Annotated in this window: 26 protein-coding genes; all 26 read right to left on the reverse strand. The window is 71.2% G+C overall.

All coding sequences use genetic code 11. The features are described from left to right. Positions 1-13 precede the first annotated feature (13 nt). A complete protein-coding gene (locus tag KAK03_RS04765; RefSeq protein WP_210852040.1) occupies positions 14-697 on the reverse strand; it encodes a hypothetical protein in 684 nt (227 codons plus the stop codon). 138 nt (positions 698-835) lie between these two features. Further along, on the reverse strand, positions 836-3784 hold the full coding sequence (locus KAK03_RS04770) for a serine/threonine-protein kinase (RefSeq protein WP_210852041.1): 2949 nt from the start codon (positions 3782-3784) through the stop codon (positions 836-838). 39 nt (positions 3785-3823) lie between these two features. After that, the gene (locus tag KAK03_RS04775; RefSeq protein ID WP_210852042.1) at positions 3824-4777 is read right to left on the reverse strand and encodes a Bug family tripartite tricarboxylate transporter substrate binding protein; all 954 of its coding nucleotides are present in this window, start codon (positions 4775-4777) and stop codon (positions 3824-3826) included. Positions 4778-4798: 21 nt separating this feature from the next. After that, on the reverse strand, positions 4799-6094 hold the full coding sequence (gene fahA / locus KAK03_RS04780) for a fumarylacetoacetase (RefSeq protein WP_210852043.1): 1296 nt from the start codon (positions 6092-6094) through the stop codon (positions 4799-4801). A gap of 14 nt (positions 6095-6108) precedes the next feature. Continuing rightward, a complete protein-coding gene (locus tag KAK03_RS04785; RefSeq protein WP_210852044.1) occupies positions 6109-7227 on the reverse strand; it encodes a porin in 1119 nt (372 codons plus the stop codon). A gap of 96 nt (positions 7228-7323) precedes the next feature. Continuing rightward, positions 7324-8133 carry a cyclase family protein gene (locus KAK03_RS04790; RefSeq protein WP_210852045.1) on the reverse strand — a complete coding sequence of 270 codons (810 nt, stop codon included), beginning with the start codon at positions 8131-8133 and terminating at the stop codon, positions 7324-7326. Between the two features lie 13 nt (positions 8134-8146). After that, positions 8147-8914: an ABC transporter permease gene (locus KAK03_RS04795; protein WP_210852046.1), complete on the reverse strand. Its 768-nt coding sequence runs from the start codon at positions 8912-8914 to the stop codon at positions 8147-8149. Continuing rightward, the gene (locus KAK03_RS04800; protein WP_247660929.1) at positions 8911-9681 is read right to left on the reverse strand and encodes an ABC transporter permease; all 771 of its coding nucleotides are present in this window, start codon (positions 9679-9681) and stop codon (positions 8911-8913) included. The genes KAK03_RS04795 and KAK03_RS04800 overlap by 4 nt, the downstream gene beginning before the upstream one ends. Further along, the gene (locus KAK03_RS04805; RefSeq protein WP_210852047.1) at positions 9668-10492 is read right to left on the reverse strand and encodes an ABC transporter ATP-binding protein; all 825 of its coding nucleotides are present in this window, start codon (positions 10490-10492) and stop codon (positions 9668-9670) included. The genes KAK03_RS04800 and KAK03_RS04805 overlap by 14 nt, the downstream gene beginning before the upstream one ends. A gap of 13 nt (positions 10493-10505) precedes the next feature. Next, positions 10506-11453 (reverse strand): ABC transporter substrate-binding protein, encoded by a 948-nt coding sequence (locus KAK03_RS04810; protein ID WP_210852048.1) that lies wholly within the window; start codon positions 11451-11453, stop codon positions 10506-10508. Between the two features lie 146 nt (positions 11454-11599). Next, entirely contained in the window at positions 11600-12331 is a 732-nt protein-coding gene (locus KAK03_RS04815; RefSeq protein WP_210852049.1) for a TetR/AcrR family transcriptional regulator, read from the reverse strand. Between the two features lie 67 nt (positions 12332-12398). Then, complete coding sequence (locus KAK03_RS04820; RefSeq protein ID WP_210852050.1) at positions 12399-13400, reverse strand: aldo/keto reductase; 1002 nt, start codon at positions 13398-13400, stop codon at positions 12399-12401. Positions 13401-13408: 8 nt separating this feature from the next. After that, positions 13409-14080 carry an HAD family hydrolase gene (locus KAK03_RS04825; protein WP_210852051.1) on the reverse strand — a complete coding sequence of 224 codons (672 nt, stop codon included), beginning with the start codon at positions 14078-14080 and terminating at the stop codon, positions 13409-13411. 7 nt (positions 14081-14087) lie between these two features. Further along, entirely contained in the window at positions 14088-15044 is a 957-nt protein-coding gene (locus tag KAK03_RS04830) for a Gfo/Idh/MocA family oxidoreductase (protein ID WP_210852052.1), read from the reverse strand. Between the two features lie 19 nt (positions 15045-15063). Then, complete coding sequence (locus tag KAK03_RS04835) at positions 15064-15933, reverse strand: class III extradiol dioxygenase subunit beta (protein WP_210852053.1); 870 nt, start codon at positions 15931-15933, stop codon at positions 15064-15066. Positions 15934-15937: 4 nt separating this feature from the next. Next, the gene (gene ligA / locus KAK03_RS04840) at positions 15938-16327 is read right to left on the reverse strand and encodes a protocatechuate 4,5-dioxygenase subunit alpha (RefSeq protein WP_210852054.1); all 390 of its coding nucleotides are present in this window, start codon (positions 16325-16327) and stop codon (positions 15938-15940) included. A 178-nt stretch (positions 16328-16505) separates the two neighbouring features. Continuing rightward, positions 16506-18167, reverse strand: coding sequence for a tannase/feruloyl esterase family alpha/beta hydrolase (locus KAK03_RS04845; protein ID WP_210852055.1), 1662 nt, complete (start codon positions 18165-18167; stop codon positions 16506-16508). 36 nt (positions 18168-18203) lie between these two features. Beyond that, positions 18204-19136, reverse strand: a complete 933-nt coding sequence (locus KAK03_RS04850; protein WP_310738477.1) for an amidohydrolase family protein — start codon at positions 19134-19136, stop codon at positions 18204-18206. Continuing rightward, the gene (locus KAK03_RS04855; protein WP_210852056.1) at positions 19133-20065 is read right to left on the reverse strand and encodes an NAD(P)-dependent oxidoreductase; all 933 of its coding nucleotides are present in this window, start codon (positions 20063-20065) and stop codon (positions 19133-19135) included. The genes KAK03_RS04850 and KAK03_RS04855 overlap by 4 nt, the downstream gene beginning before the upstream one ends. A 9-nt stretch (positions 20066-20074) precedes the next feature. Further along, positions 20075-20758, reverse strand: coding sequence for a 4-carboxy-4-hydroxy-2-oxoadipate aldolase/oxaloacetate decarboxylase (ligK, locus tag KAK03_RS04860; protein ID WP_210852057.1), 684 nt, complete (start codon positions 20756-20758; stop codon positions 20075-20077). Between the two features lie 17 nt (positions 20759-20775). Further along, positions 20776-21804 (reverse strand): amidohydrolase family protein, encoded by a 1029-nt coding sequence (locus KAK03_RS04865; protein ID WP_210852248.1) that lies wholly within the window; start codon positions 21802-21804, stop codon positions 20776-20778. Between the two features lie 46 nt (positions 21805-21850). Further along, complete coding sequence (locus KAK03_RS04870) at positions 21851-22510, reverse strand: substrate-binding domain-containing protein (RefSeq protein WP_210852250.1); 660 nt, start codon at positions 22508-22510, stop codon at positions 21851-21853. Positions 22511-22608: 98 nt separating this feature from the next. Beyond that, positions 22609-23571 (reverse strand): vWA domain-containing protein, encoded by a 963-nt coding sequence (locus KAK03_RS04875; RefSeq protein WP_210852058.1) that lies wholly within the window; start codon positions 23569-23571, stop codon positions 22609-22611. Then, positions 23568-24131 carry an MxaK protein gene (locus KAK03_RS04880; protein ID WP_210852059.1) on the reverse strand — a complete coding sequence of 188 codons (564 nt, stop codon included), beginning with the start codon at positions 24129-24131 and terminating at the stop codon, positions 23568-23570. The genes KAK03_RS04875 and KAK03_RS04880 overlap by 4 nt, the downstream gene beginning before the upstream one ends. Next, entirely contained in the window at positions 24122-25177 is a 1056-nt protein-coding gene (locus KAK03_RS04885; RefSeq protein ID WP_210852060.1) for a vWA domain-containing protein, read from the reverse strand. Before KAK03_RS04885 ends, KAK03_RS04880 begins: the two co-directional genes overlap by 10 nt. Then, positions 25174-26049, reverse strand: a complete 876-nt coding sequence (locus tag KAK03_RS04890; protein ID WP_210852061.1) for a hypothetical protein — start codon at positions 26047-26049, stop codon at positions 25174-25176. The genes KAK03_RS04885 and KAK03_RS04890 overlap by 4 nt, the downstream gene beginning before the upstream one ends. Positions 26050-26064 lie beyond the last annotated feature (15 nt).

The following is a 26064-nucleotide window of genomic DNA, read 5'->3' on the forward strand; positions in this document are numbered from 1 at the left end:
GGCCGCGCGCCGGTCAGGGCACGTAGGGGTTGTAGACCTTGATCAGCGGCGACACGCTGCCGTCCTGGGCCTCGAACTGCACGTAGCCGTCCTTCAGGATCTGATTGGCCTGGAACACCAGTGTCAGTGGCTTGGTCGTCTGGCCTGGGCCGGCGCAGCCGTCCAGCACGAAGCGGATGTTGCGGCCCTTGCTGGGGGATCGCGCCACGGTGACGCTCTTCACCTGGCCCTTGGGCTGGCCATCTGTGCGGTAGGCGCCGTAGAGCGGCGCGGTCTTCGGGTAGATGAAATTGATGATCCGGATGGCGCACAGCCCGGTCAAGGGCGCCGAGCCGCTCTGAACCTCGCCCTGGTAGGACGTGCTGCAGACCGCCGTGCTGGTGGCGCTGTCCGAGACACGGTGGCGCAGACGTACCGAGATGGACCCGGCCGTCGTGCTCCAGCTGACGGTCTTGTTGACGCCGACGCCGGTCAGTCCGTCCAGGTCGGTGTTGGTGGCCGCGCTGGTGCCCGGCGTGAGCTGGGTGGTGCCAGGCGCCAGCTGGACAAAGCTCATGGCCTCCGGCGACAGGTCGCTGCGGGTCACGCTGTCAGGGCAGTTGCCGCCGGGACCGCGGGCCGTACTGGCCGCCGGGGTGCCGGCCAGTACGGCGAGCGCGATCAGACCTGGCAAAGTGGTGCGAATGGGGATGGTCATGGTGCTCTCCTGGTGTCGTCGTGTTCCGGCGGCTGGCCATGGCGCGCAGCCCTGGTCTTTCAGACAACGCAGTGAGCGGCGCCAACCGGACAACCCCGAACATGGTGACCTGCCGGTCAGGATGTGGCAATCGTCGGCCTAGGGGTTCAGCAGGACCTGTTGTCTGGCGCGCTCCAGGGTGCGCCGCAGATGCCGGCCCAGCCCGGCATGGGCCGACCAGGCGGCCTCGGCGGCCTGGAGCTGGTGCCGGGCCTCGGCGCCCGGGCCCAGACACAGGGCGTAACGGGCCCGGGCATCGATCAGCGCCGGGTGGGTGGGCACGTCCCTGGCCAGCAGTGCAATCGCCTGGTCGAACAGCAGGCGCGCCTCGTCCTGCCGGGCCTGCAGACAGCGCAGGCGCGCCGTCAGCACAGTCAGCTCGAAGAGGCGCAGACGGTACTGCTCCGCCCGAGGCGTGTCCTGGGCCAGGCGATGCTGCGCGTCAATCACGGGCGCGGCGGCAGCGGTGTCCCCGCGCTCCAGCCACAGGGCGGCCCGTGCCAGCTGGGCCCGGTGCTTGGGTGAACCAAAGCTGGCCTCGCGGCTGTCCTGGCTGGTCAGCGCACGCTCGATGCGCGCCTGGGCGTCGTCCCAGCGGCCCTCGGCCATGTCCACGTTGACGATGCGCAGCAGCCGGTCCGCCACCGAGGGGTGCTGCTCACCCAGGCGCGCCACAGTCTGGGTGAGCTGGCGTTGAAGCACCGCCCGGGCCTGATCGTAGCGTCCCAGTTCGGTCATCAGCCAGGCCCAGGACTGGTCCAGCGTCGCGTCACCGGCTGTGCGTTCCTCGCCCAGCTGGTCACGCAGGCGCAGCGCGACGCTCAGCTCGGGTTCGGCACGCTCGGGCTGACCGTCCACCAGCAGCAGGTTGCCCAGGGCCACATGGGCGTCGAACTGGTCGACCAGCGGCAGATCGGCCCCCTTGGCCAGCAGGCGTTGCACCGCCTCCTCCAGCATCGCCATGCCGCCGCCGTCCAGTCCGATGTAGGCGGTCAGGCGGCCCAGGTCGCGCTGGATGCGCAGCGACATCAAGTGGTCTTCGCCCAGCGTGCGCCGGCTGATGTCGAGGGCCGCGCGCAGCTCCTGCTGGGCCTCGACGTGGTGGCGCATGACCCACAGGCTGCGTGCCAGCTGGTAGCGCGGAAAGATCAGGCGCACCGAGTGTTCACCCAGAAGCCGGCGCCGAATGTCCATGCTCTCGCGCATCAGGCTCAGTGCCGGCTCCTGGCGGTTGCGCGCCAGCTCGATGTTGCCCGAGAGCTCCAGCGCACGCGCCAGTTCAGCGCTGCCCGGGGCGACCGTGCGCAGCCGCGTTGTCACCGGACCCGCGAGCGCCAGCGCGGTGTCCAGACGCCGGGCGTCGAATTCGATCTGCCCCAGGTCGGTCTGGATGCCCAGGCATTCCGGCAGGTCCGGGGTGGGCGCACACAGCCTGGCCGCCTGCGCCAGGGTCTGACGTGCGCTCGGGATGTCGTCCTTCCAGGACTGGGTCTGGGCCAGTGCACGCAAGGCTTCAGCGCGCAGTGCGGCGGGTGCGCCCTGGGCCGCCAGCGCCTGCACCCGCTCGCTGCGCACCCGCAGGGCACTGTCGGTCAGCTCCAGGTCGTTCAGCAACTGGCCCACCAGCTTCTGCAACTCGTCGCGCACCTCGGGGTGATCGGCCAGGCCACTGCCCAGCGTGCGGGCACTGTGCTCCAGCAGGTCCTGCACGCTCTGGCCGCGCTTGCGCAGCGCGTCGGACTGGTCGACGTCGTTGGTCTCGAACAGCGACACCAGGTAGTCCTTGATGCCGTTGGCCTTGGCGGCCTCCAGCCGGGCCTGTTCGCGCTGCCACAGCGCCACCCCCAGGGCCACCGCCAGCGCGGCCACGGCGGCCGTGCCCAGGCCCACGCCCAGGCGGTTGCGCTGCACGAACTTGCGAACGCGGTAGGCCAGGCGGTCGGGCTGGGCGCTGACCGGGCGCTGGCGCAGCCAGCGCTGCAGGTCGTCGGCGAACTGGTCGACCGTGCGGTAGCGCTGGTCGGGATCGGTCTTCAGCGCCTTGAGCAGCACGGTGTCGAGGTCGCCGCGCAGTTGCGCGGCCCAGGCCGTGGTGGCCACCGCCGAAGCGCGCTGCACGCGACCCTCGGTGATGGCCTGCTCCAGCGCCAGCCGTGTTTCGCGCTTGAGCGCATAGGGCCGCTGGTCGGTGAGCAGCTCGAAGGCCACCACGCCCAGCGCGTAGACATCGCTGGCGGTGCCGATCGGCTGGCCGTGGACCTGCTCGGGCGAGGCGTACCAGGGGGTCATCACGCGGCCGAGCTGCTGGGTGAGCGCCAGGCCCTCGCCGGCCTCGTCGTCGAGCAGCTTGCCGATGCCGAAGTCGAGCAGCCGCACCTCACCCTCGGACGTGACCAGGATGTTGCCGGGCTTCAGGTCCCGGTGCACCACCAGGCGCGCATGCGCATGCGCCACCGCGCCGGCCACCTGCAGCAGCAGGGCGATGCGCTCGCGCAGACCCAGGCTGCGAGCGGCCACGTACTCATCGATCGGCTGGCCTTCGACAAAGGCCAGCGCCAGCCAGGGCTGACCTTCGGGGGTGACGCCAGCGTCCAGGATGGGGGCGATGTGCGGGTGGTCCAGCCGCGCCAGGATGTCGCGCTCGCGCGCCATGCGCTCGGCCAGACCCGCCTGGCGCCAGGCGCCGCGCGGCAGCTTCAGCGCAGCGGGGCGCTTGAGCAGACCATCGACCCGCTCGGCCAGCCAGACCGTGCCCATGCCGCCTTCGCCCAGCAGGCGTGAGGGGCGCCAGGGGCCGATGTCGCCGGGCAGCTCCGGGGCGGTCGCGGTGTCCGTGGCGGCGATGGGGGGCAGGGTCTGGAAGGACGTGCCGCTGTCGGCGTCGGCCTCGGCCAGCAGGCGCGCCAGGCGCTCACGCAGCGGCTGCTGGGCGGCGGGCAGCGCCGCCAGCCAGGCGGCGCGCTCGGCGCCAGGCAGGTCCAGCCCCTCGTCGAGCAGGCGGCGCAACTCGGCAAAGGCGGCGGGGTCGAGGTCGGACAGTCCGCTCATACAGCCCGGCGATGGTAAGCCGCCGGGCCATGCCTTGGCTCACTCCGGCTCGATCTTCGCGGCGCGCACGACGCCGCCCCAGTGGCGGATTTCGGCGGCGAGCAAGGCCTGCAACTCGGCCGGTGTGCCACCGCGTGGCGTCACGCCCTGGGCCAGCAGCGTGCGCTGCACCGCGGGCTGGGCCAGCGCGGCCAGCGCGGCCTGGCGCAGGCGCTCGATGGCGGCGGCCGGTGTGCCCCGGGCCACGGCCAGCGCGTTCCAGCTGTCCACCTCGTAGTCGGCGACCCCTTGCTCGCGCACCGTGGGCACCTCGGGCAACGCGGCAAAGCGCCGCGCGCCGGTGACGGCCAGCAGACGCAGGCTGCCGGCCTGCACCTGCGGCACCAGGGGGCTGAGCACCTCGACGCCGAGGTCGATCTCGCCGGCGCGCAAGGCCTGCAGCACGGCAGGCGAGCCCTTGTAGGGCACGACCACCGCGTCCAGGCCGCTGCGCGACTTGAACAGCTCGGCCGCCAGGTGCTGGGTGCTGCCCACGGCGATCGTGCCGATCGTCAGCTTCCCCGGGTTCGCGCGACCGAAGCCCAGCAGCTCCTGCAGAGACTTGAAACGAGACTCGGCGGCCACCGCCAAGCCCAGCTCGAAAAAGCCCAGCGTGGTCACCGGCGCCAGGTCCTGCTGCACATCGAAGGGCAGCTTCTTCACCAGGTGCACGCTGACCGCGGTGGCGTTGCTCATCAGCAGCAGCGTCTGGCCGTCGGCCGGGCGCTGCAGCACGGCCTGGGTGGCGACGATGCCGCCGGCCCCGGGCCGGTTGTCCACCACCACCGGCTGACCCAGCGTGGCGGCCATTGCCTGGCCCACGGTGCGGGCGGTGAGGTCGGCCACGCCACCGGGGGCGAAGGGCACGACCAGGGTGATCGGGGTGGCCGCGGCGCGCACGCCGGCAGGCAGCAGCAGCGCGGCAGTGGCGTTGAGCAGGTGGCGACGGTGCATGGCGTCACCATAGCAGGCGGCTCAGGGGGCGGGTTGCACCGTGCCCCGACACTCGCCAAAGCCGATGCGCGCCGCACCCGCCCGCTCACACCAGGCACGCAGCACCAGCGTGTCGCCGTCCTCCAGGTAGCGGCGCTGTCCACCACCGGGCAGGGGCAGCGCTTGCTGCCCGCCACGGGTCAACTCCAGCAGACAGCCCTGCTCGCCTTCGGTCGGTCCGGACTGGGTGCCGGTGCCCAGCAGGTCGCCCGGGCGCAGGGCGCAGCCGCCCTCGGTGTGGTGCGCCACCATCTGGGCCAGTGACCAGTAGCCGTGGCGGAAGCTGGTGCGGCTCAGCGTCACGGTGGGCCTGCCCGGTCCCGCTGGCGTCAGCAGCGCCTGCAACTGGATGTCGATGCCGGCCATGCCCGGGTCGGGGGGCGCCAGGTGGGGCAGGTGCGGCGGGTCGTCGGTGCCGCGCGGCAGCGCACAGCGGTAGGGCGCCAGGGCCTCCAGCGTGACCACCCAGGGGGACACGGTGGTCAGGAAGTTCTTGGCCAGGAAGGGGCCCAGCGGCATCGCCTCGAAGGCCTGTACGTCGCGCGCCGACCAGTCGTTGAGCAGGCTCAGCCCGAACAGGTGGGCCTCGGCCCCGCCCACCGGCACGGGCTGACCGCGCCGGGTGCCGGGACCCACCCAGGCGCCCAGCTCCAGCTCATAGTCCAGCCGCTCCACCGGTGCCAGACGGGGCGCGTCGCTGCCCGCCAGCCGGGTGATGCCTTGTGGCCGCCAGACCGGCGCGCCGCTGACCTCGACCGTGGAGGCCCGGCCGTGGTAGGCGATCGGCAGCCAGCGGAAGTGGGGCAGCGGCGGCGCATCGGGCTGGAAGATGCGGCCGGCATTGCGCATGTGGTGCCAGGAAGTGAAGAAGTCGGTGTAGTCGCCGATGCGGGCGGGCAGGGTGAATTCGGCCTGGTCCTGGGGCCACAGGCAGCTGGCCAGCGCCTGCTGCTCGACGGCGTCCTCGCGCAGCAGGCGCGAGAGCTCGCTGCGCAGCGCCCGCCAGGCCGTGGGTCCCAGAGCCATCAGCTCGTTGAGGCTGTCAGCCTGTGCCGCCCGCAGCGCGGCCAGCACCTCGGGCCGGGCGAGGCCGCTGCCCATCAGGCGCGAGAGATCCAGGATCTGGTCGCCGATCGCGACCCCGCCGCGCCAGCGTTCGCTGCTGCCGCGCGGACGGAAGACCCCATGCGGCAGGTTCTGGATCGGGAAGTCGCCGCCCTCGGCCTGGGCTGAGGCCACCCAGCTGCGCAGGGCTGGATCATGGGTGTGGTTGAGCATGGCGCTGCGGTGGGTCAGAAGCGGTGGCGGATGCCCAGGCCCAGCGTGCTGCCACTGGCCGAGACGATGCGGGGCGGCGCGCCCAGCGTGCGGGTGTCGGTCTGGTCGCGCAGCAGCATCGCGTAGGCGTCGGTTCGCTTGGACAGCGTGTGGTCGTAGCCCACCGTCAACACGCTGCGCTTGACGTTGCCGCCGGCCGCGGTGGCAGGCACCGGCGAGGGCGTGTCGCTGGTCTTGCGCAGCGCCCAGCCCGCCAGAACGCGGCCGTTGCCCAGCGGCACGGCGGCGCTGAGCTCGGTCAGGCGGTAGCTGACGTTCTGCGGAGTCGCTTCGGTGCCGTCGTTCTGCAGGCGGCCCAGGTGCGCGTAGACGGTGAGCATCGAGAAGGCATACGAGCCGCCCAGCATCCAGGTCGACACATTGTTGGCGGTGGTGCCGTCGGCAAAGCTGACCGGGTTGCGCTTGACCGACTGCCAGGCCAGAGAGGCCGCGGCCGGCCCGCTGCGCCAGGCCAGCCGAGCGCCCAGGTTGCGGCCGCTGGCGTTGGCATCGGTGACGGCCAGGCTCAGGCCGACGCCGGCCATCTGCGGGCTGTCGTAGACCACGCTTGAGGACCAGCCGGTGCCGCCGGCCTGTGGTCCGCCGATGTGCGTCACCAGGTTCAGCGGGCTGAAGACCGTGGAGTCGCCGAAGGCATTCGAGGTGATCGAGTTGACAAACAGCGGGGTGGTGAGGTTGCCCACGCGCAGCCTGCCCAGGCTGGCGTTGCCGATGCCCACCCAGGCAGCGCGCGACCAGAACGGATCGGCGGCCACGTTGACCGGTGCGCCGATCGCATCATTGCGGCCGCTGGCGCCGGTGGCATTGCGGATGAAGCTGGAGAGGTCGAACTCGGCCGTCCAGCCGCTGCCCAGGTCTTCACTGCCGCGCAGGCCGATGTGGCTGGTGGACATCCCGCCGGCGTCCACACGTCGATCGGTGGTGTCGATGGCCTTGACGCCGGTGGCTGCGCCCTTGCCCTGGACGACGGCGGCATCGAGCAGGCCGTAGACGGTGACGCTGGACTGGGCCAGCGCGGCGGGGCCGCAGGCGACCAGTGCACAGCTGGCCAGGAGGGTGCGGGTGGGGTTCATCGGTGTCTCCAAGGATCGTTGGTGGGCGAGGCTCCGCCCAGGCCGGTCCCAGGGAGGACCGGTCCCGAACAGACGGTGGAAAGGGTCAGCGCCGCGTCATGGCGCGCTGGTGCGCAGGGTCTCGTCGAAGATGGCCACCGCGCGGGTCCAGCCCGCCGAGGCGCCGCGGATCTTGTGCGGGAAGCACGAGATGAAGAAGCCGTCGGCCGGCAGGGCTTCGAGGTTGTGCAGCTTTTCGAGGTGGCAGTAGCCGATGTCGCGCCCGGCCTTGTGGCCTTCCCAGATCAGGCCGGCGTTGTGCGTCTCGCCATACTTGCGGGCGGTGTGCACGAAGGGTGCATCCCAGCTCCAGGCGTCGGTGCCGGTCAGGCGGATGCCGCGCTCGAGCAGGTACATCGTGGCTTCGTAGCCCATGCCTGCGCCGGCGCTGACATAGTCCTTCTCGCCGTAGCTCGCACCGGCGCGCGTGTTGACGACCACGATCTCCAGCGGCTGCAGCGTGTGGCCGATGCGGGCCAGCTCGGCCTCCACCTCGGCGGCGCTGACCACATGGCCGTCGGGCAGGTGGCGGAAGTCCAGCTTGACACCGGGCTGGAAGCACCACTCCAGCGGCACCTGGTCGATGGCGATCGAGGGCCGGCGCTCGCCCAGTGCGGCGTCCATGGTGCTGTGGAAGTGCCAGGGTGCGTCCAGGTGGGTGCCGTTGTGGGTGGTCAGCTGCACCCGCTCGACCGCCCAGCCCTCGCCATCGGGCAGGTCCTCGCGGCGCAGGCCGGGGAAGAAGGGCGCGATCTGCTCGTAGGTGTGCTCGTGGGTGAAGTAGCTGATCTGCGGCTCCAGCCCGGGCGGGTCGGAGGCCACATCGTTTTCCAGGTAGATCGACAGGTCGACAAAGCGGCGGGTCATGGTGCGGATGGGGTCAGGAACGGTGGGGTTGCTGCCAGCGCAGCAGGTGGCGTTCAGCCAGCGCCAGGGCGCCATTGCTGATCAGGCCGATGGCGCCCAGCAGCATCACGCCGGCAAACAGCTCGGCCGACTGGAAAGAGCGCGCGGCCATCAGCACTGCCTGGCCCAGGCCGGGCTGCGAGGCCACCATCTCGCCCACCACCGAGACGATCAGCGACACGGTCAGCGCCAGCCGCATGCCGGCCAGGATGTCGGGCATGGCGTGCGGCAGCGCGATGGTCCACAGGAAACGGGTGCGGCTCAGTTGCAGCGCGGCACCCACTTCGGGCAGGCGCGGGTGCAGGGCGCTGACACCATGGATCGTGCCCAGCAGTACCGGCCACATCGCGCCCAGCGCCACCACCGACAGCACCATGCCCGGCGACAGCCAGAACACGGCCACGGCCAGCGGGATCAGCGCCGAGGCGGGCAGCGGGCGGATGAACTCCAGCGAGGGCTGCAGCCAGGCGCGGGCCGTGGCCGAGCGGCCGACCAGCGCGCCCAGCGCCACGCCCAGCAGCGAGGCCAGGCCCCAGCCCAGCACCATGCGGCCCAGTGTGGCCAGGCTGTGGCGGGCCAGGTCGCCCTCGACCAGGCCGTCGCGCAGGCTGGCCAGCGCCGCCGTGGGCTCGGGCAGGAAGACCCGGCTGACCCAGCCCTGGGCGGTGGCCAGCCACCACAGCGCCAGCAGTGTGCCCAGCACCGCCAGTGAGCCGGCGCGTTCGCTCCAGCGGGCGCTCATGACACCGCTCCCATGCGGCGCGCCACCGCCTGCTGCAAGCCCTCGGCCGCCGCGTTGATGGCGTAGCCGATGACACCGATCCAGGCCTGCCAGGCCATCATCAGCGCCGGGTCCAGGCTTTGCTGCGCGATCATCAGCGCATAGCCCATGCCGCTGGGGTTGGCCGCAATCTCCACGGTCACCGCCACCACCAGCGCCACCGCCACGCCCAGGCGCAGCGCCACGAACAGGCGTGGCAGCACCGCGGGCAGCACGATCAGGCGAAGGCGCTGCAGGGCGCTCAGCTGCAGCGCCGCGGCCACTTCCAGCAGCCGCGGATGCAACTGCCGCACGGCGGACTGGGCCAGCAGCAGCATCGGCCAGAAGGTGGCGAAGGCGATCACGCTGACCTCCATCGACAGGCCGAAGCCGAACACCAGCATCGCGATCGGGATCAGCGCCACCGAGGGCACCGGGCGCAGCAGCTCGATCGACAGGAAACCCATCGCCGCCGCACGGCGCGACAGGCCCAGCAGCGTGCCCAGGCTGATGCCGCCAGCCATGCCCAGGCCCAGGCCCAGCGCGGCGCTGCTCAGCGTGAAGCCGGTGGCCGCCCACAGCGAGCCGTCCAGCGCCGCGCGCCACCAGGCCAGGACCGCCAGGCTGGGCGGCGCCAGCGCATCGCTGTGCTGGCCCAGGGTGCGGGCAAAGGCCTCCAGCGCCAGCGTCACCGCCAGCGGCAGGGTCAAGGCGCGGGCCAGCGCGCGCAAGCGCTCAGGCATGGCCATGGCCCAGGTAGCCGTACAGCTCGCGGCGCAGGCGCAGGAACTCGGGGTGTTCCTTGGTGGCCAGTTGCTCGCGTGGGCGCGGCAGGGTGACATCGATCACGCGGGCCAGGCTGGGGCGCTCTGCCGTGGGATTGGCGCGCAGCGCGACGACCCGGTCGGCGAGGTAGATTGCTTCCTCCAGGTCATGGGTGACGAAGAGCACGGTCAGGCCGGTCTCGCGCACCAGGCGCGCCAGCTCGTCCTGCAGGCCTTCGCGGGTCATCGCGTCCAGGGCGCCGAAGGGCTCGTCCATCATCATCAGCTCGGGCTGCTGGGCCAGGCAACGGGCGATCTGCACCCGCTGCTGCATGCCGCCCGAGAGCTGCGCCGGGAACTTGGCGGCATGGGCGGCCAGGCCCACGGTCTGCAGCACCTGCAGCGCCCGCGGGGCGCGCTCGGCTGCCGGTACCTGGGCAGCCTCCAGCGCCAGCTCGACATTGCCCTGCACCGTACGCCAGGGCAGCAGCGCATGGGCATAGTCCTGGAACACGAAGGCCACCTCGCGCGACGGGCCACTGACCAGCCGGCCCTGCCGCAGCACCGCGCCGCCCTCGGGCCGCACGAAGCCGGCGGCCGCGCGCAGCAGCGTGGTCTTGCCGCAGCCCGACGGGCCGATGATGGTGATGAACTCGCCGCGGCCGATCGTCAGACTGGTGGGCGAGAGGATCTGGCGGCCGCCCAGCTGCACGGCGACCTGGTCGAATTCCAGGACGGTCTCGCGCAGCACCGGAGCGGCGCCAGTGTGGATGTCGATCACGGGCAGGGCGCTCATGTCAGCGGCGCATTCAGGCGATCAGCCCGGCATAGCTGGGCTCGGTCTTCAGGTAGCCCTGCTCGCGCATCAGGCCGCCCCACCATTGCAGCTGGGCCGTGGTGACCACCGGCCCCGGCGGCGAGATCTGCATGGCCTGGGCCACCGGCGCCGGCACCTTCAGGTGCTTGCCCAGCGCGGCGCGCACTGCGGCCTCGTTGGCCGGCTTGGCCATGAAGGCCGCGGCCTCGCCGATCGCGCTGCGGAAGCCGCGCACGGCGCCAGGGTTCTTCTGCGCCCACTCCCGCGTGGCGGTGTGCAGCACGGTGGGCTGGCCTTCGGGCAGAAAGGTGGTGTAGTAGGCCGCCACGCGGCCTTCGCCGCTGGAGAGGATGCGCGACATGAAGGGCCCGGCGGTGACCACCGCATCCACCGTGCCGCCGCGCAGCAGGTCGGCATGCTGCGGGAACGGGGCTTCGACGAAGACCACCTTGGACTGGTCCACCCCATTGAGCTTGAGCCACTGGCGGAAGGTGATGTGCAGCAGCGCGCCCAGGCCCGGCACGCCGATCTTGCGGCCTACACAGTCGGCTGGCGTGCGCAGGCTGTTGCCGGCGGCGGTGACCAGGCCCACCTCGGTGAAACGCTTGGACAGCACGCCGCCGCCGCCGATCACCACATGGTCCATGCCGCCCGAGACCGCCTGCAGGTACGCGGTGGGCGTGGGGCCGCCCATCTGCAGCGAGCCGGACTGGATGGCGGGCACGATGGTCGGGTTGATCGGGATGAAGCGCAGCTCGATGTCGATGCCGTTCTTCGCGAACAGGCCTTGCTCGGCGGCGACGAAGACGGTGGCGTAGTCGGTGACGGCCGAATAGCCGTAGGCCACCTTCACCGCCGACTGAGCGCGCAGCACGCCAGGAAAGGACAGACCGCCCGCGGTGGCGGCGATCAGTTGGCGACGGGTCAGGGCAGGGCGCATGGTCGGTTGTCTCCGTGTGGCGATGCAGGGCAGGCCCCGCACCAGGGTGCATGGACGTGACTGTGCCGCAGTTTGTACGATCGTACAAATTGGGGTTTGCCCTGGGCGTCTAGGGCCGCTGCGCACCGCAGCCAGGCGGGTGGAGGTCAGCGCTTGCGGGGGCGCGAGGGGCTGCCGGGCGCGCCCAGCACAGCGCGGAAGCCACCCAGCAGGAAGGCCAGCAGCCGCTCCTTGGCGGCCGGGTCGGCGGCGCGGTTCTCGCCGCGCGAGAGACGCTCGACGCGGCGGTCAGAGAGGAAGTGCAGCAAGGCGCCGAGCATGAACTGGTAGCACCAGGCGACCTGGCCGCGGCTGGCGCCGGGGGCGGTGCTCATCAGCGCATCGATGAAGGCGTGCGCCAGCGGGTCGAAGAACTCGCGGTTGCTGCGCTCGGATTCTTCGGTCGGCGCGGCCAGGTCGCGGGCCGCCATCAGCGCGTAGTACTGCCCCTCCGGGTGCTGGTGCAGCGCGATCAGCGGGCTGACGAATGTGTCGACGACGCGCTCCAGGCGCAGCGCCAGGTCGGGCTCCTGCATCACCGCGTCCAGCGCCTGCAGGCGGCCGGCGATGGCCGGGCTCCAGGTCTCGAAGATCGCGTGGTAAAGCTCGTGTTTGGCACCGAAGTAGTAGCCCACCAGTGCCAGTGGCACACCGGCTTCGGCGGCGATGTCGCGGATCGACACCGCGTGGTAGCCGCGCAGCGCGAACAGCTTCTCGGCGGCGAGCAGGATGTTGGTGCGGCGGTCGGGCTGGTCCTCGCGCGGCGCGCCGCGGCCGCTGGCTGGCCGCTTCGGGCGCGGGCTGGGCTCGGCGGGCGTGGGGTCGGACGAGGGGGCCATGGGATCGGACGAGGTCGGCGGGACGCCGACTATACGATCGTCCAAGATGGCGTCGAGCAGCCAGCCCTCAGACGCTGAACTCCTCGGTGTCGATCTCGGCCTGGGTGGCGCTGTTGTAGCGCGTGCCCTGCACCGTGCGCTGGTTGATCGCGCCGTCGAGCAGCGCCATCTCGTCGGCCGACAGCGCCAGATCGGCCGCTGCGAGGTTGTCCTCCAGGTGCGCCACCGAGGTGGTGCCGGGGATCGGGATGATGTGCTCGCCGCGGTGCAGCAGCCAGGCCAGCGCCAGTTGCGCCACCGTCACGCCGCGCCCATCGGCCAGGGCTTGCACCGGGGTCAGCAGTGCCCGATTGGCAGCGTAGTTGCCCGGCGTGAAGCGCGGCATCGAGCGCCGGATGTCCTTGGCATCGAAGCCGCTGACATCGCTGAGCGTGCCCAGGAAACCACGCGCCACCGGGCTGAAGGCGACGAAGGCCACGCCCAGTTCGCGGCAGGTGTCCAGCACCGCGATCTCGGGGTTGCGGGTCCACAGCGAATACTCGGTCTGCAACGCGGTGATCGGGTGCACCGCATGGGCGCGGCGCAGCGTGGCGGCGGACACTTCGGACAGGCCCAGCGTGCGGACCTTGCCTTCGGCCACCAGGCGGCTCATCTCGCCCACCGACTCCTCGATCGGCACCTGCTTGTCCCAGCGGTGCAGGTAGTACAGGTCGATCACGTCGGTGCCCAGGCGGCGCAGGCTGTCCTCGCAGTTGCGGCGGATGGCCTCGGGGCGGCCATCGATGACGCGCTTGACGCCGTCCGGGAACTGCACGCCGGCCATGCCGCCCTTGGAGCACAGCGTGATCCTCGAGCGATGGGCTTGGAGGACCGGCCCGACCAGTTCCTCGTTGGCCCCGAAGCCGTAGAGCGCGGCGGTGTCGAATAGCGTGCAGCCCAGGTCCAGCGCGCGCGCCAGCAGTTCGCGGCCGGCTTCGGCCGAGGGTGGCTGGCCATAGGCATGGCTGAGGTTCATGCAGCCCAGGCCGATGGCGCTGACCTGGAAGGGGCCGAGGGGGCGTGTGTGCATCGTGTTTCTCAGGAAACGGGAAGGGCTCGGCGGCGGATCCAGTCCAGCGCATCGGCCGGCCGGCGACCGCTCTCGCGGGCATCAAGGTGAAAGGTCGCCATTCCCAGGGCCTGGGCGGGGGCGATGTCGGCCTCGGCGTTGTCGCCGATCATGGCCGCCTCGGCGGGGGCCACGCCCAACAGGTCCAGGGCCTGGCGGAACATCCGTGGATCAGGCTTGCGGGTGCCACTGCGCTGGGGCGTCAGCACCACATCGAAGTGGGCGTGGATGCCGGTGTGTTCCAGCTTGCGCAGCGCTTGGGGCTCATGGCCGTTGGTGACCGCTGCGCGCGGCAGGTGGGCCGTGGCCTGCAGCAGGTCCAGCGCGCCGGGCAGCAGGCGCCAACTCCGGGCGTAGGCCTCCAGGTAGTCGGCCACCAGGGCGTCGGCGTCGTTGTCGGACAGACCGGCGTCGAAGACGCGTCGCATGCGTTCACGGCGTTGGCCGTTCAGGTCCAGCTCGCCCCGCTCCATGCGCCGCCACAGGTCGCGACCCACGCGGTCCCAATGCTCGGCCAGGACATCGTCAGCAATATCCGGCGCCAGGCGATGGCGCTGCCGCAGCAGGAGCACGGCATCGGCCATTGCGCCGCGGTCGTCGAGCAGCGTGTCGTCGAGATCGAACAGCAGGGCGCGGACCATGCGCCGATTATCCGGCCAGCTGCTGCTCCAGCTGATGCAGCACCTGGTAGCAGGCCAGCACGCCGGCCACGCTGCTGTTGGGCTGGCGGCCTTCGCGGATCGCGGCGAAGAACTCGCGGTCCTGCAGCTCGATGCCATTCATCGACACGTCCACCTTGGAGACATCGATCTTCTCGTCCTTGCCGTTGAACAGGTCGTCGTAGCGGGCGATGTAGGTCGCGGTGTCGCCGATGTAGCGGAAGAAGGTGCCCAGCGGGCCGTCGTTGTTGAAGGACAGGCTCAGCGTGCAGATGGCGCCGTTGGCGGCCTTCAGCTGGATGCTCATGTCCATCGCGATGCCCAGCGTCGGGTGGATCGGGCCCTGGATGGCGTTGGCCTTCACGATGGGGCTGCCGCACTGGTAGGCAAACAGGTCCACGGTGTGGGCCGCGTGGTGCCACAGCAGGTGGTCAGTCCAGCTGCGCGGCTGGCCCAGCGCGTTCATGTTGGTGCGGCGGAAGAAGTAGGTCTGGACATCCATCTGCTGGATGTTGAACTCGCCCGCCTGGATCTTGCGGTGCACGTACTGGTGGCTGGGGTTGAAGCGGCGGGTGTGGCCGCACATGGCGACCAGGCCGCTGGCCTCGGCCACGCGCACCACCTCCTCGCCCTCGGCCAGCACGTCACACAGCGGGATCTCGACCTGCACATGCTTGCCGGCCTGCAGGCAGGCCAGGGTCTGGCTGGCGTGCATCTGCGTGGGGGTGCACAGGATGACGGCGTCCAGCTCGGGCAGGGCCAGGCTGTCGGCCAGCTCGGTGGTGACGTGAGGGATGCCGTACTTCTGCGCCACCTCGCGGGTCTTGTCCAGGTCGCGGCTGATCAGCGAGACCACCTCGACGCCGTCGATGTTCCGGATGCCGTCCAGGTGCTTGATGCCAAAGGCACCGGCGCCGGCCAGCGCCACCTTGATCGTCTTGCTCATGTTGTCCGTCCTTGGAGAGTCAGCGGTTGTTCTGCAGAATCAGGTGCCCGACCGCGGTGTTGCTGGCGGGCACATGGTAGAAGCGGTGCTTCACGGTGGGGGCCGGGCCGCCGGCCACGTCGGCCATTGCGCCGCGGGCGATCAGCCACATGACCAGCTCGATGCCCTCGCTGCCGGCCTCGCGCACGTAGTCGATGTGCGGGGTGGCGGCGCAGGCGGCGGGGTCAGCGATCAGCTGATCGAGCCAGGCGTTGTCCCAGACCCGGTTGATCAGGCCGGCGCGCGGGCCCTGCAACTGGTGGCTCATGCCGCCGGTGCCCCAGATCTGCACCTTCAGCGGCTCGTCGTAGCTTTCGATGGCGCGGCGGATCGCCTGACCCAGCATGAAGCAGCGGCGGCCCGAGGGCACCGGGTACTGCACCACGTTCACCGCGAAGGGGATGACTGGGCAGGGCCAGGCGCCATGCACCGGGTCGCGCTGGCCGAACATCAGGCTCAGCGGCACGGTCAGCCCGTGGTCGACGTCCATCTTGTTGACGATGGTGAGGTCGAAGTCGTCCTGGATCACGCTCTGCGCGATGTGTGCGGCCAGCTCGGGGTGGCCCTTGACCACCGGCACCGGGCGCGGGCCCCAGCCCTCGTCGGCGGGCTTGAATTCGGCGGCGCAGCCAATCGCGAAGGTGGGAATCAGCTCCAGGCTGAAGGCGGTGGCGTGGTCGTTGTAGACCAGGAAGATGACGTCGGGCTGGTCTTCCTCGATCCATTGCTTCGAGTACTGGTAGCCCTGGAAGACCGGCTGCCAATAGGGCTCGGCGCTCTTGCCCAGATCCAGGGCGGCACCGATGGCGGGCACATGCGAGGTGTAGACGCTGGCGGAGAGGTGGGCCATGGCTTTACTTCTTCTCGTGGGTGTAGCGGTTGCCATCGGGGCTGCGGCCACCGGCCAGCATCATCGCGGCGTACTCGTCCTGGGTCATGCCGGTCATGCTGGCGGCCATGTACTGGAAGCTCTTGCCGTCGGTGGCGCCGATCTTGGCCAGGAAATAGATGTTGCCGCCAGCGGCGATGCAGCGGTTCAGGTCGCGCGTGAGCACACCCTGCTTCTGCTCCTCGGTCATCGGCCACTGGTCCAGGTAGGCGCGCTCGTCGGCCTTGAAGCGCTCGCGGTTCTCGGCCTTCATCAGGCTCATGCAGAACTGGTTCAGCCAGTAGCCCTTGCGCGACTGATCGGCGTCGAAGATGGTCGTGCCGGGCACGTCCTGGTAGGGTTTGTCGAGGGCCATTGGGGACTCCTTCGGTTCAGAGGCTGAGAGTTTTTCGATCGTGCCCGACAGGCGCCTGCAAACGCTGCCGATTGAGGCGCAAAGCACAGCCATAGCTCGGGCTATGGCGAGCATTTGCAACGACGAGCGGGGGTGTTTTCAGGTGCAGGGTGGGCATGAGTGAAAGACTCTCAGCCTCTCAGGGCGCCTCGCAGCGGAAGCTGCTGGCAGATTCAGCCGGGCCGCCGCTGTAGCGGGCGACCTGCGGGTGCGGGCACAGCAGCCGGCTGCGGTCCTTGGACCAGTCGGCCGGCAGCTCCTTGTTGGCCGGGTTGACGCGCGCCAGCAGCGCCTGCGGCGCGCGGCCCTGCTCGACCCAGTCGACCAGCGCGCCCAGCGCATCGAACTGGTCGGTGGCCGGGCCGCCGCTGCAATGGGCCATGCCGGGCACGCCGTAGAAGCGCACCGTGTCGGCGCCTCCATTGGCCACCAGCTTGTCGACCCAGCGCCGGGTGTCGTTGACCGAGAAGACCGCGTCGCTGTGGCCGTGGTAGACCAGCAGCTTGCCGCCATGGGCGCGGAAGGCCGTGAGCTGGGGATTGTCGACATCCGGCGGCGTCATGAAGGCCATCGCCGATTCGCTGAAGGCGCCGCTGGTGGCGCGGATCTTCGGCGCGTCGCGGTCGAAGTCGAAGCGCGTCAGGAAGGCCAGCAATTCGGCCGGCGTGCCGGCGGTGGCGGTGGGCGGCGTGGTGAAGATATAGCTCAGCGAGCCGGCGCCCATGGTGGCGATCAGCGGCAGCCTGTCCCAGGGCGGGATCTGGCTTTCGAGCTTCCAGAAGCGCCAGTTGCCGGCGCCCAGGCCGGCGTCCCAGGACCAGTCGCTGTAGAGCAGCTCGCCGGCACTGTTGCGTGGCCCCGCCAGCGAGCGCTTCAGGGCGCGCACCTGCGGCTCGCTGAGGCATTCGGCGGTCTTGGCACCAGGGCATTGCAGCGTGGCGATGTCCACCTTCGGCTGGCAGGCGGCGAGGTCACCGACGATGCCATCGGCCAGGCCGTCGAGTGCATCACAGCGCGCCAGCACGTGGCGCGCCACCAGCTGCATATCGGTCGGGCTGAAGGCCTGGCGGATGTCGGCGTTGGCCAGCTGCCAGCTCTGCACGTCCCAGGCGTGCTGCACCGCGGCCTTGGGCAGGTTGAAGCCGGGCGCGCCGGCCAGGATGCCGTCGTAGCGCTCGCCGTAGCGGCTGGCGGCGACCAGGCCATGGCGGCCGCCGTTGGAGCAGCCGACCATGTAGTTGCGCTCGGGCGCGCGGCCGTAGCGATGGCGCATCAGCGCCTGCGCCACGGTGAACATGGTGTCATTGGCGCTGTAGCCGTAGTCGCGCCGCGCCTGCGGGTCCTGGCCGAAGACATTGCCCTTGGCCAGGCCGGCGGCGGCGTTGGCGGGGGCGTCCTCGCTGTGGCCCGAGTCGGAACTGATGACCGCAAAGCCGCGTTGCAGCGCGTTCGTGGGCAGCACACCCAGGGCGCCCAGGGCTGGCACCACCTTGCCGTCGTTGCCGCCGTTGACCTGGTGCACAAAGCGCCGGTTCCAGTCCACCGGCAGGCGCATCTCGAAGCCGATCGCATAGGGCCGACCGTCAAGGCCCGTGCGCTCATTGGCCACGCCCTGCACCTGGCAGTGCGCCGGCGTGCCCTTGTCGTCCGCCGGCACCTCCTTGGCGCTGGTCAGTCGACCGGCCTTCAGTGCGCCGAGCGCCGCGGGCAGGTCGGTGCAGGCCACCGGCGCCGGGGCCGTCGTGGCGCAACTCGTCAGCGCAGCGGCGCTGGCCAGCAGGGCAGGGGTCAGCAGGCGCATGCTTGTCTCCGGTGTGGTGCTTTGGCGAGCGGGTCGTCAGGCCTCTTCGGGCCAGTACAGACGCATGGGGTTGGTGACCAGCAGTTTCTGCTGCAGCTCGGCCGTCGTGGCGATCTGCGGGATGAAGTCGACCAGCAGGCCGTCGTCGGGCATGTGGTCCTTCAGGTTGGGGTGCGGCCAGTCGGTGCCCCACAGCACGCGGTCGGGGAACTCTTCGACCACGCGGCGGGCGAAGGGCACCACGTCCTGGTAGGCAGCCTGCTCGCCATTCAGCGCCTTCGGGCCGGTGACCGACAGGCGCTCCGGGCAGCTGACCTTGCTCCACACGTTGGGGTGTTCGCGCATGAACTTCAGGAAGAGCGCGAACTCGGGGCCGTCGATCGGCTTGCTCACATCGGGGCGGCCCATGTGGTCGACCACCACGGTGGTGGGCAGCGCGGTGAAGAAGTCCCACAGCTCGGGCAGGTCCACCGCCTCGAAGTAGATCACCACGTGCCAGCCCAGCTTCGCAATGCGGCCGGCAATCTCCATCAGCTCATCCTTGGGCGTGAAGTCCACCAGGCGCTTGACGAAGTTGAAGCGCACGCCGCGCACACCGGCCTCGTGCAGGGCCTGCAGCTCGGCATCGCTGATGCTGCGCCGCACGGTGGCCACGCCGCGCGCCTTGCCGTCGCTGGAGAGGCAGGCGTCGACCATCGCGCGGTTGTCGGCGCCGTGGCAGGTGGCCTGCACCACCACGTTGCGGGCGAAGCCCAGGTGGTCGCGCAGCGCGTAGAGCTGCTGCTTGCTGGCGTCGCAGGGCGTGTACTTGCGCTCGGGGGCGTAGGGAAACTCGGCGCCGGGGCCGAAGACGTGGCAGTGCGCGTCGACCGCGCCGGCCGGCAGCTGGAAACGGGGTTTGGACGGGCCGGTGTACCAGTCCATCCAGCCGGCGGTCTTGGTGAAGTCGCCGCTCGTGGGTTTGCTCATGTCTTGTCCTTGTGAAGGTGGTGCAGCAGGCGGTCGGACTCGGTGCGCCAATCCGGGCTGCGGGCGAACTCCGGGGTGGCGCGCGGGCCGAACAGACCGGTGTCGGCCAGGTCGGCCATCCAGGCCTGGCGCTGGGCGGTGCCGGCGGCACTGAAGGGCTCCAGGCCGGCCTCGCGCACGGTGGCCGCCACCTCGCGCACTTCCTCGGCGCGGCGGCGGCCATGCTCGATGACGCGCTGGAAGAAGTAGGCGGCCTGCTTCTCCCAGTCGATGCCGGGGAAGGTCTCGTGCAGGCTGGCGATCACCGCGTCCTCAACGCCAAAGTGGCGGGCGGCGGTGAAGCTCTCGATGACCATGGCCTCGAGGCCCTTGATCATCACGCTGCGGCACATCTTGGTGGCGCTGGCCACGCCCAGCCGGTCACTGTGGGCGCGCGCGCCGTCGAAGCCCAGCGCCTGCAGCAGTGGCGCCAGCAGGGCGGCGTGGGCACCGCCCAGCAGCAGCGGCACGCGGCTGCGGTGGGGCGGCACGCTGGTCATCACCGCGCCTTCAACGTAGCGGCCGCCGGCGGCGTCGACCCGGTCGGCCGCGCGCTGCTTGGCGCCGGGCGAGGCCGAGTTCAGGTCCAGCACGAAGGCCCCCGGCCGCAGTGCCGGCGCGCAGGCGGCCGCCACCGGCACGGCCTGGCTGGCGGTGACGGCGCTGATCACCAGGTCGGCGTCGCGCGCCAGATCGGCGTGGTCGTCGGCCAGGGCCACGCCGTGGTCCAGCGCGTGGGCACGCAGCGCGGGCGCGGTGTCGGGCTGCAGCAGCTTCAGGTCGAAGGTGCTGACGGTGATGCCGCGCGCACGCAGGTCCTCGGCGATGATGCGGCCGACCTCGCCGTACCCGACGATGCCGACATGCCAGTGCGCGGGATCAGCGTGCATCGCGGCCGATCAATCGATGTACTTCAGGCCGGCCTTGGCCAGCGGCTCGCGCATCTGGTACATGTCCAGGCCCAGCACGCCCGATGCCAGCTTGTCGCGCTTCTCGCCCTCGAAGCTCTCGCGTTTGGCAGCGGCGGCCAGTGTGTCCAGCGCACGGGCGGCGGGCACGCAGACCACGCCGTCGTCATCCGCCACGATCACGTCACCCGGGGTGACCCAGGCGCCGGCGCAGACGATGGGGATGTTGACCGAACCCAGCGTGGCCTTGATCGTGCCCTTGGACGACACATAGCGGCTCCACACCGGAAAGCCCATCTCGCGCAGCACCTTGGTGTCGCGCACGCCGGCCTCGATGATCAGCGCGCGCGCGCCACGGGCCATGAAGCTGGTGGCCAGCAGGTCGCCGAAGTAGCCATCGCTGCACTCGGCGGTGACAGTGGCCACGACGATGTCGCCCGGCTGGATCTGCTCAGCCGCGACATGCATCATCCAGTTGTCGCCAGGCTGCAGCAGCACGGTCACCGCGGTGCCCGAGACCTGCACGTCCTGCTGGATCGGTCGCATGTAGGGCTTCATCAGGCCGACGCGGCCCATGGCCTCGTGCACGGTGGCCGAGCCCAGCGCGGCCAGGCCGTCGGCGGCTTCGCGCGGGGCGCGGGTGATGTGGCGGTAGCAGACGCCGAGTTCGTACATGGGGTGCTCCTGGGGGGTCAGAGGCCCTTGGCCTTCAGGCGGGTGTCAAGGCGGCTGAACACGCGGCGCGCGTTGCCTTCGAACACCTGGTAGCGCTGCTCGTCCGTCAGGTTGGCGGTGGCGTTGACGTAGCGCTTGGTGTCGTCGTAGTAGTGGCCGGTGCGCGGGTCGATGCCCCGCACCGCGCCGATCATTTCGCTGGCGAACAGGATGTTCTTGACCGGGATCACCTCGGTCAGCAGGTTGATGCCCGGCTGGTGGTAGACGCAGGTGTCGAAGAAGATGTTGTTCAGCAGGTGCTCTTCCAGGATCGGCTTCTTCAGCTCCTGCGCCAGACCGCGGAAACGCCCCCAGTGGTAGGGCACCGCGCCGCCGCCGTGCGGGATCAGGAATTTCAGCGTCGGGAAGTCCTTGAACAGGTCGCTGGTCAGGCATTGCATGAAGGCCGTGGTGTCGGCGTTCAGGTAGTGCGAGCCGGTGGTGTGGAAGCAGGCGTTGCAGCTGGTGCTGACGTGGATCATCGCCGGGATGTCGTACTCGACCATCTTTTCGTAGATGGGGTACCAGTGGCGGTCGGACAGCGGCGGGCTGGTCCAGTGGCCGCCCGACGGATCGGGGTTCAGGTTGATGCCCACATTGCCGTACTGCTCCACGCACTTGACCAGTTCGGGAATGCAGGTGGCCGGGTCCACGCCCGGGCTCTGCGGCAGCATCGCGGCGGGCACGAAATGATCTGGGAACAGCTGGCTGACGCGGTAGCACAGCTCGTTGCAGATCGCGGCCCAGGTGCTGGAGGTCTCGAAGTCGCCGATGTGGTGCGCCATGAAGCTGGCGCGCGGGCTGAAGATGGTGATGTCGGAGCCGCGCTCGGTCATCAGCTTGAGCTGGTTGGTCTCGATGGTCTCGCGGATCTGGTCGTCGCTGATCCGCAGGTCGGCGGCCGAGGGCTTCTGCGACGGGTCCTTCAGCGCGGCGATCTGCAGGTCGCGCCAGGCGCCCAGCGCGGCCGGGGCGGTGGTGTAGTGGCCGTGGACGTCGATGATCAGCGGCTGGGCAAGGCTCATGGGTGGGTTCCTGTGGATCGCAAGAGGGTCAGGCGGGCGTCATGCCCTGGCGCTGCTTGGCATCGGCGGCCACCGGCGAGGCCATGAAGGCCAGCAGGTTGCGCACCGTGGCGGGCTGGGTGCAGGTGGTGCAGACGGCGCCGGAGAACACGGTGTCGATCTGGATGGCGTCGGGCAGCGGGCCGGCGATGGTGATGCCGGGGACATGAATCAGTTCGGACAACTGCTGGAAGCCCAGCGCCACCTGGCCCGAGGCCACCAGCGTGCCCACCGGCACGCCGGGCGGCGGGGTCACGATGCGGGCACGGATCTCGTCCATCACGCCCCAGCGTTCAAACAGCGCGGCCAGGGCCACGCCGCTGGGGCCGGTGGAGTAGCTCAGCGTGGGCGCGGCCAGCACCGCGGCGCGCAGTGCGGCCTCGCTGGACAGGTCCGGCAGCGGCGCGCCACTGCGCACCGCGACGGCCACGCCCGAATGCACCAGGTCGACCCGGCTGCCGGCCAGCGCATGGCCGCTGGCGATCAGGCGCTCGATCGCGTCGGCGGCCAGCACCACCAGGTCGAAGGCCTCACCGGCGGCCACCCGGCGGGCGGCGTCCACGCCGCCGACCGATTCGATCTGCACCGGCGCGCCACCACGCGCCTGCCAGGCCTGCAGCAACTCGGCCAGCAGCAGCCGGGTGGCCATCGATGAGATGCCTTGGATCACGGTGGCAGACTCCGCCGAGGTTGTGAAGTGGGCGGATTCTGGTCAGGCCCAGTCATGCCGGCTAGGCAACGCCGGCTCTATCTGATATTTCTGAACGGCATGGCCAGCCCGGCGGGTCGGCGCCAGACCGGCACCAGCAGAACCAGCCACAGCCCGGCGGCCAGCAGGGTGGCGGGGCCGCGCAGCGACACCGGACCGGGCACGGCGTGCGCCAGCGCCGGGTCGAGCAGGGCCTCGCGCAGGCCCCGGGCGTCGCGCAGGCGCAGGTAGGACAGCCCGGTCTGCCGGGCCAGGGCCTGCAGGTGGTGCTCGCGCAGGCTGCTCAGATGTTCACGGCCCGGTGTGGCGTCGGGCATCGCCGGGACCACCTCGTTGGCGGCAGCGGGGTCGTTCGGGTTGTGCACGCGGCCGGCGGTCTGCAGCACATCGGCGGCGCCCCAGGTGCCGATCGGCCGGCCCTGTGGGTCATGGCGCGGGATCGGCACCGGGCTGTCGCCACCCACGCCCACCACCACGCCGGCCACCGCGCCGCTGGCGCCGTTCCAGGGCGGCGGTGCACGCGGGTCCAGGGGTGGCGATTCGTGGCCGTCGGTGATGAAGACCAGCGCCGGCGGGCGGGGCAGCGCGGCCAGGGTCTGCAGCGCGCCGTACAGGCCCTTGGCCAGTTCGCTGTTGCCGCTCCAGGCCATGGCCGAGTCGATCGAGGCCAGCGTGCCGCGCAGCTCGGTGAAGTGCTCGCAGACCTCGACCGGCGCCAGCAGCACCAGGCTGCGGTACTCGGTGAACACGCCCAGGCCCACGCGGCTGCCGCAGGGCAGTTGCTGCAGCGTCTCCAGCAGCAGCGCGCGGCTGCGCGCCAGGCGGCTGTGGGGCTGCGGGTCGTCGCCCACCGGCATGTCCTCGGCGTCCATGCTCTGGGTGATGTCCAGCACCACCAGCGCGTCCAGCTGCGCCTGCTCACCGGGCCAGGCCGGATTCCACCAGGCCAGGGCCAGCAGCAGCGCGATCGCGCCCAGCAGGGCCACGCGGCGGCGGATCATGGCAGGCCCTGGCTGATCGCGCGCATCGTGGTGGCGGCGCGCTCGCCGCGGGCCGGGCCGGCGGTCGACAGGTCGGGCGCGTCCTCCTCGGGGTTCAGGCGCAGGGCCCGCTCCAGGTTGTAGCGCGCAGCGTCATCGCCCGGATCGCGGCGCAGCAGTTCGCGGTAGCCCTCCTTGGCCAGCTCGACCATCGGGTAGGCGGCATCGGCCTGCCCACCGTCGCGCAGCGCCACGGCCTGGCGCATCAGCGCGTTGGCGCCGTTGAAACGGGCGGCCGGACCCAGCAGCGGGTCGTCCTGCAGCGCGCGGTACAGGCCCAGGGCCTGGTCCAGCTGGCCATCGGCCGCCAGGCGTTGCGCGCGGGCGAAGCGCTGCGCCGGCGGCGCGCCGGCGGGCACCGCCGAGGCGGCTGCCGGCGCGGCCAGCTCGGCCTGCACGACCTGGCGCAGCGCCTGCCGCTGGCGGGCCTGCCAGGCGGACTGGGCCAGCAACGCCGCGGCCAGCAGCAGCAGCGCCCAGGGGGCGAGACGCCGGGTGCGCGTGCGAGGGGTCAGGCCCATGCCGGCAGCTCCTTGCGCGCTGCCCAGCCCAGCGCCAGTGCGCAGACCAGGGCCAGCCCCAGGCAGGCGCCAGTCAGGTCGCGGCGGGGCACGGTGTCGGTGGTGGTGATGGGCAGGTTCTCCAGGCGCTCGACGTCGGCGATCGCCTGCTGCAGCGCCTCGGGCGAGCCGGCCTCGTAGGCCTTGTAGGGCGTTTTCAGCGAGCGGAAGAAGCGGTGCAGGAAGACCTCGGGCACGGTGTTGGCCGCCTCGGCGTCGCTGCCGGGCTCGACCTCCAGACCGGGACTTTGCGGTGCCCGCAGGTAGATCCAGACCAGGCGCACGCGGTGACGGGCCAGGGCCTGGGCGATGGCGTCGCGGGTCTCGACCTCCAGGTGGTCCCCACCGTCCGACACCAGCATCAGCACGCGCGAGCCGGTGTAGGCGCGCTGCTCGAACAGCGACAGCCCGCCCAGCACGGCCGCGCCGATGTCGGTGTTGCCGATGCCGCGGCCGATCGCACCGGCCTCGATCGCCGCCTGGATCGCCGCCGGTTTCTCGGTGAATCCCAGGACCTTCAGCGGCCGGCTGCTGAAGACCATCATCGCGAAGCGGTCCTGCGGGCGTCGGGCCACGAAGGCCGACAGTTCGCGCCGCGCCAGCTGGGCCTTGGTCAGCCGCTCCTCGGCCGAATGGCGCGCAGTGACCCCGTAGGTGGGGGTGTAGCCGGCCATCGGGCCGGTGCTGCCCATCGGTGACTGGTCCATGCTGCGGCTGCGGTCGAGCAGCAGCACGATCTCGGCGCCGCGGCCCTCGCGCTGCACCTCGTAGGCCGGGCGGTAGGGCTGGGCCAGGGCCAGCAGCATCGCGGCCAGTCCCAGGCTGGATGCGGCGCGCAGCGCCAGCGCCAGTGCGCGCGAGGCGGCGTCGGCCGGCCACAGCGCCAGGTGGGCAAAGCGCAGCGGGCGCAGCACCGCGGCGCCGGGCACGCCCCAGGGCAGCAGCGCCAGCGGCAGCGCCCACAGCCAGCCGGGGTGGACAAAGCCCAGCCAGTCGAGTGCGCTCATGCCCTGGCCTCCGCCTGCGCCAGCTGGCGCAGCAGGGTGCGCAGGCGCGCGGCCAGGGCCGTGTGGTCGGCGGCGGCGGCCGGTGCGAAGAAGTGCGCGGCTGAGGCCTCCAGCAGCGCGTGCAGGTCAGCGGCCAGTGGCGCGTAAGCCGGACGGCTGGCCAGCCAGGCGGCCAGGTCCTCGGTCTGCACGGCGCGGCCGGCGTCCTCGTCGATCGCGCGGTGCAGGTGGCGCAACTGGGCGTCCAGACTGCCGTGGCTGCTGCGCAGCGCACGCCAGGCGCGGGCAAAGGGTCGCTGGCGGCGCCACCACAGCGGGCGGCCCAGGTGACGCCAGCCCAGCCAGGACAGCGCCAGCAACGCCAGCAGAGCGCCAAGCTGGGCCTGCTGGCGGATCGGGGCGATGGGTGGGGCGGGCGGTGGTCGGTCCGGCTGCAGCGGGCCCAGGCCGGTGCGCTCGGGGGGCTGCGGCGGCGTCAGCGGGCTCACCACCAGCGGCCAGGCCTCGGCGCGCAGCACTGTCTCGCGGCGCGTGCCACCGGCGGGCAGCGTGACGCGCAGCGTGAGCGTCGGCAGCTCGATCACCGCCGGCTGCTCGGGCGAGCGCATCACCTGGTAGCGCAGGCGCAGGGTCTGCTCAGATGCGTCGGCCGCGCCGCTGTGCTGCAACTCGCGCAGCTCCACCGCGCCCTGGGTGCCGGGCACCGGCAGGCTGGACGCTTCCAGCCGCGCGCCCGGTGGCAGGCGCAGGTGCAGCTGGCGCTCGACCACATCGCCCAGCCGATGACCGTAGGCGACGGGTTCGGTGGTGACCAGCGTGGGCGCCTCGACCGCCGCCCAGGCCGCGGCGCCGTGCAGGGCCAGGCCCAGCAACAGGGCGGCCTGCCG

The organism is Ideonella alba (assembly GCF_018069845.1).
Classification (GTDB): domain Bacteria; phylum Pseudomonadota; class Gammaproteobacteria; order Burkholderiales; family Burkholderiaceae_C; genus Ideonella; species Ideonella alba.

Bases quoted from the DNA above. Each gene is read 5' to 3' on its own strand.
- KAK03_RS04765 (WP_210852040.1), bottom strand. From the start codon at position 697: ATGACCATCCCCATTCGCACCACTTTGCCAGGTCTGATCGCGCTCGCC.
- KAK03_RS04770 (WP_210852041.1), bottom strand. From the start codon at position 3,784: ATGAGCGGACTGTCCGACCTCGACCCCGCCGCCTTTGCCGAGTTGCGC.
- KAK03_RS04775 (WP_210852042.1), bottom strand. From the start codon at position 4,777: ATGCACCGTCGCCACCTGCTCAACGCCACTGCCGCGCTGCTGCTGCCT.
- fahA (WP_210852043.1), bottom strand. From the start codon at position 6,094: ATGCTCAACCACACCCATGATCCAGCCCTGCGCAGCTGGGTGGCCTCA.
- KAK03_RS04785 (WP_210852044.1), bottom strand. From the start codon at position 7,227: ATGAACCCCACCCGCACCCTCCTGGCCAGCTGTGCACTGGTCGCCTGC.
- KAK03_RS04790 (WP_210852045.1), bottom strand. From the start codon at position 8,133: ATGACCCGCCGCTTTGTCGACCTGTCGATCTACCTGGAAAACGATGTG.
- KAK03_RS04795 (WP_210852046.1), bottom strand. From the start codon at position 8,914: ATGAGCGCCCGCTGGAGCGAACGCGCCGGCTCACTGGCGGTGCTGGGC.
- KAK03_RS04800 (WP_247660929.1), bottom strand. From the start codon at position 9,681: ATGGCCATGCCTGAGCGCTTGCGCGCGCTGGCCCGCGCCTTGACCCTG.
- KAK03_RS04805 (WP_210852047.1), bottom strand. From the start codon at position 10,492: ATGAGCGCCCTGCCCGTGATCGACATCCACACTGGCGCCGCTCCGGTG.
- KAK03_RS04810 (WP_210852048.1), bottom strand. From the start codon at position 11,453: ATGCGCCCTGCCCTGACCCGTCGCCAACTGATCGCCGCCACCGCGGGC.
- KAK03_RS04815 (WP_210852049.1), bottom strand. From the start codon at position 12,331: ATGGCCCCCTCGTCCGACCCCACGCCCGCCGAGCCCAGCCCGCGCCCG.
- KAK03_RS04820 (WP_210852050.1), bottom strand. From the start codon at position 13,400: ATGCACACACGCCCCCTCGGCCCCTTCCAGGTCAGCGCCATCGGCCTG.
- KAK03_RS04825 (WP_210852051.1), bottom strand. From the start codon at position 14,080: ATGGTCCGCGCCCTGCTGTTCGATCTCGACGACACGCTGCTCGACGAC.
- KAK03_RS04830 (WP_210852052.1), bottom strand. From the start codon at position 15,044: ATGAGCAAGACGATCAAGGTGGCGCTGGCCGGCGCCGGTGCCTTTGGC.
- KAK03_RS04835 (WP_210852053.1), bottom strand. From the start codon at position 15,933: ATGGCCCACCTCTCCGCCAGCGTCTACACCTCGCATGTGCCCGCCATC.
- ligA (WP_210852054.1), bottom strand. From the start codon at position 16,327: ATGGCCCTCGACAAACCCTACCAGGACGTGCCCGGCACGACCATCTTC.
- KAK03_RS04845 (WP_210852055.1), bottom strand. From the start codon at position 18,167: ATGCGCCTGCTGACCCCTGCCCTGCTGGCCAGCGCCGCTGCGCTGACG.
- KAK03_RS04850 (WP_310738477.1), bottom strand. From the start codon at position 19,136: ATGAGCAAACCCACGAGCGGCGACTTCACCAAGACCGCCGGCTGGATG.
- KAK03_RS04855 (WP_210852056.1), bottom strand. From the start codon at position 20,065: ATGCACGCTGATCCCGCGCACTGGCATGTCGGCATCGTCGGGTACGGC.
- ligK (WP_210852057.1), bottom strand. From the start codon at position 20,758: ATGTACGAACTCGGCGTCTGCTACCGCCACATCACCCGCGCCCCGCGC.
- KAK03_RS04870 (WP_210852250.1), bottom strand. From the start codon at position 22,510: ATGGCCACCCGGCTGCTGCTGGCCGAGTTGCTGCAGGCCTGGCAGGCG.
- KAK03_RS04875 (WP_210852058.1), bottom strand. From the start codon at position 23,571: ATGATCCGCCGCCGCGTGGCCCTGCTGGGCGCGATCGCGCTGCTGCTG.
- KAK03_RS04880 (WP_210852059.1), bottom strand. From the start codon at position 24,131: ATGGGCCTGACCCCTCGCACGCGCACCCGGCGTCTCGCCCCCTGGGCG.
- KAK03_RS04885 (WP_210852060.1), bottom strand. From the start codon at position 25,177: ATGAGCGCACTCGACTGGCTGGGCTTTGTCCACCCCGGCTGGCTGTGG.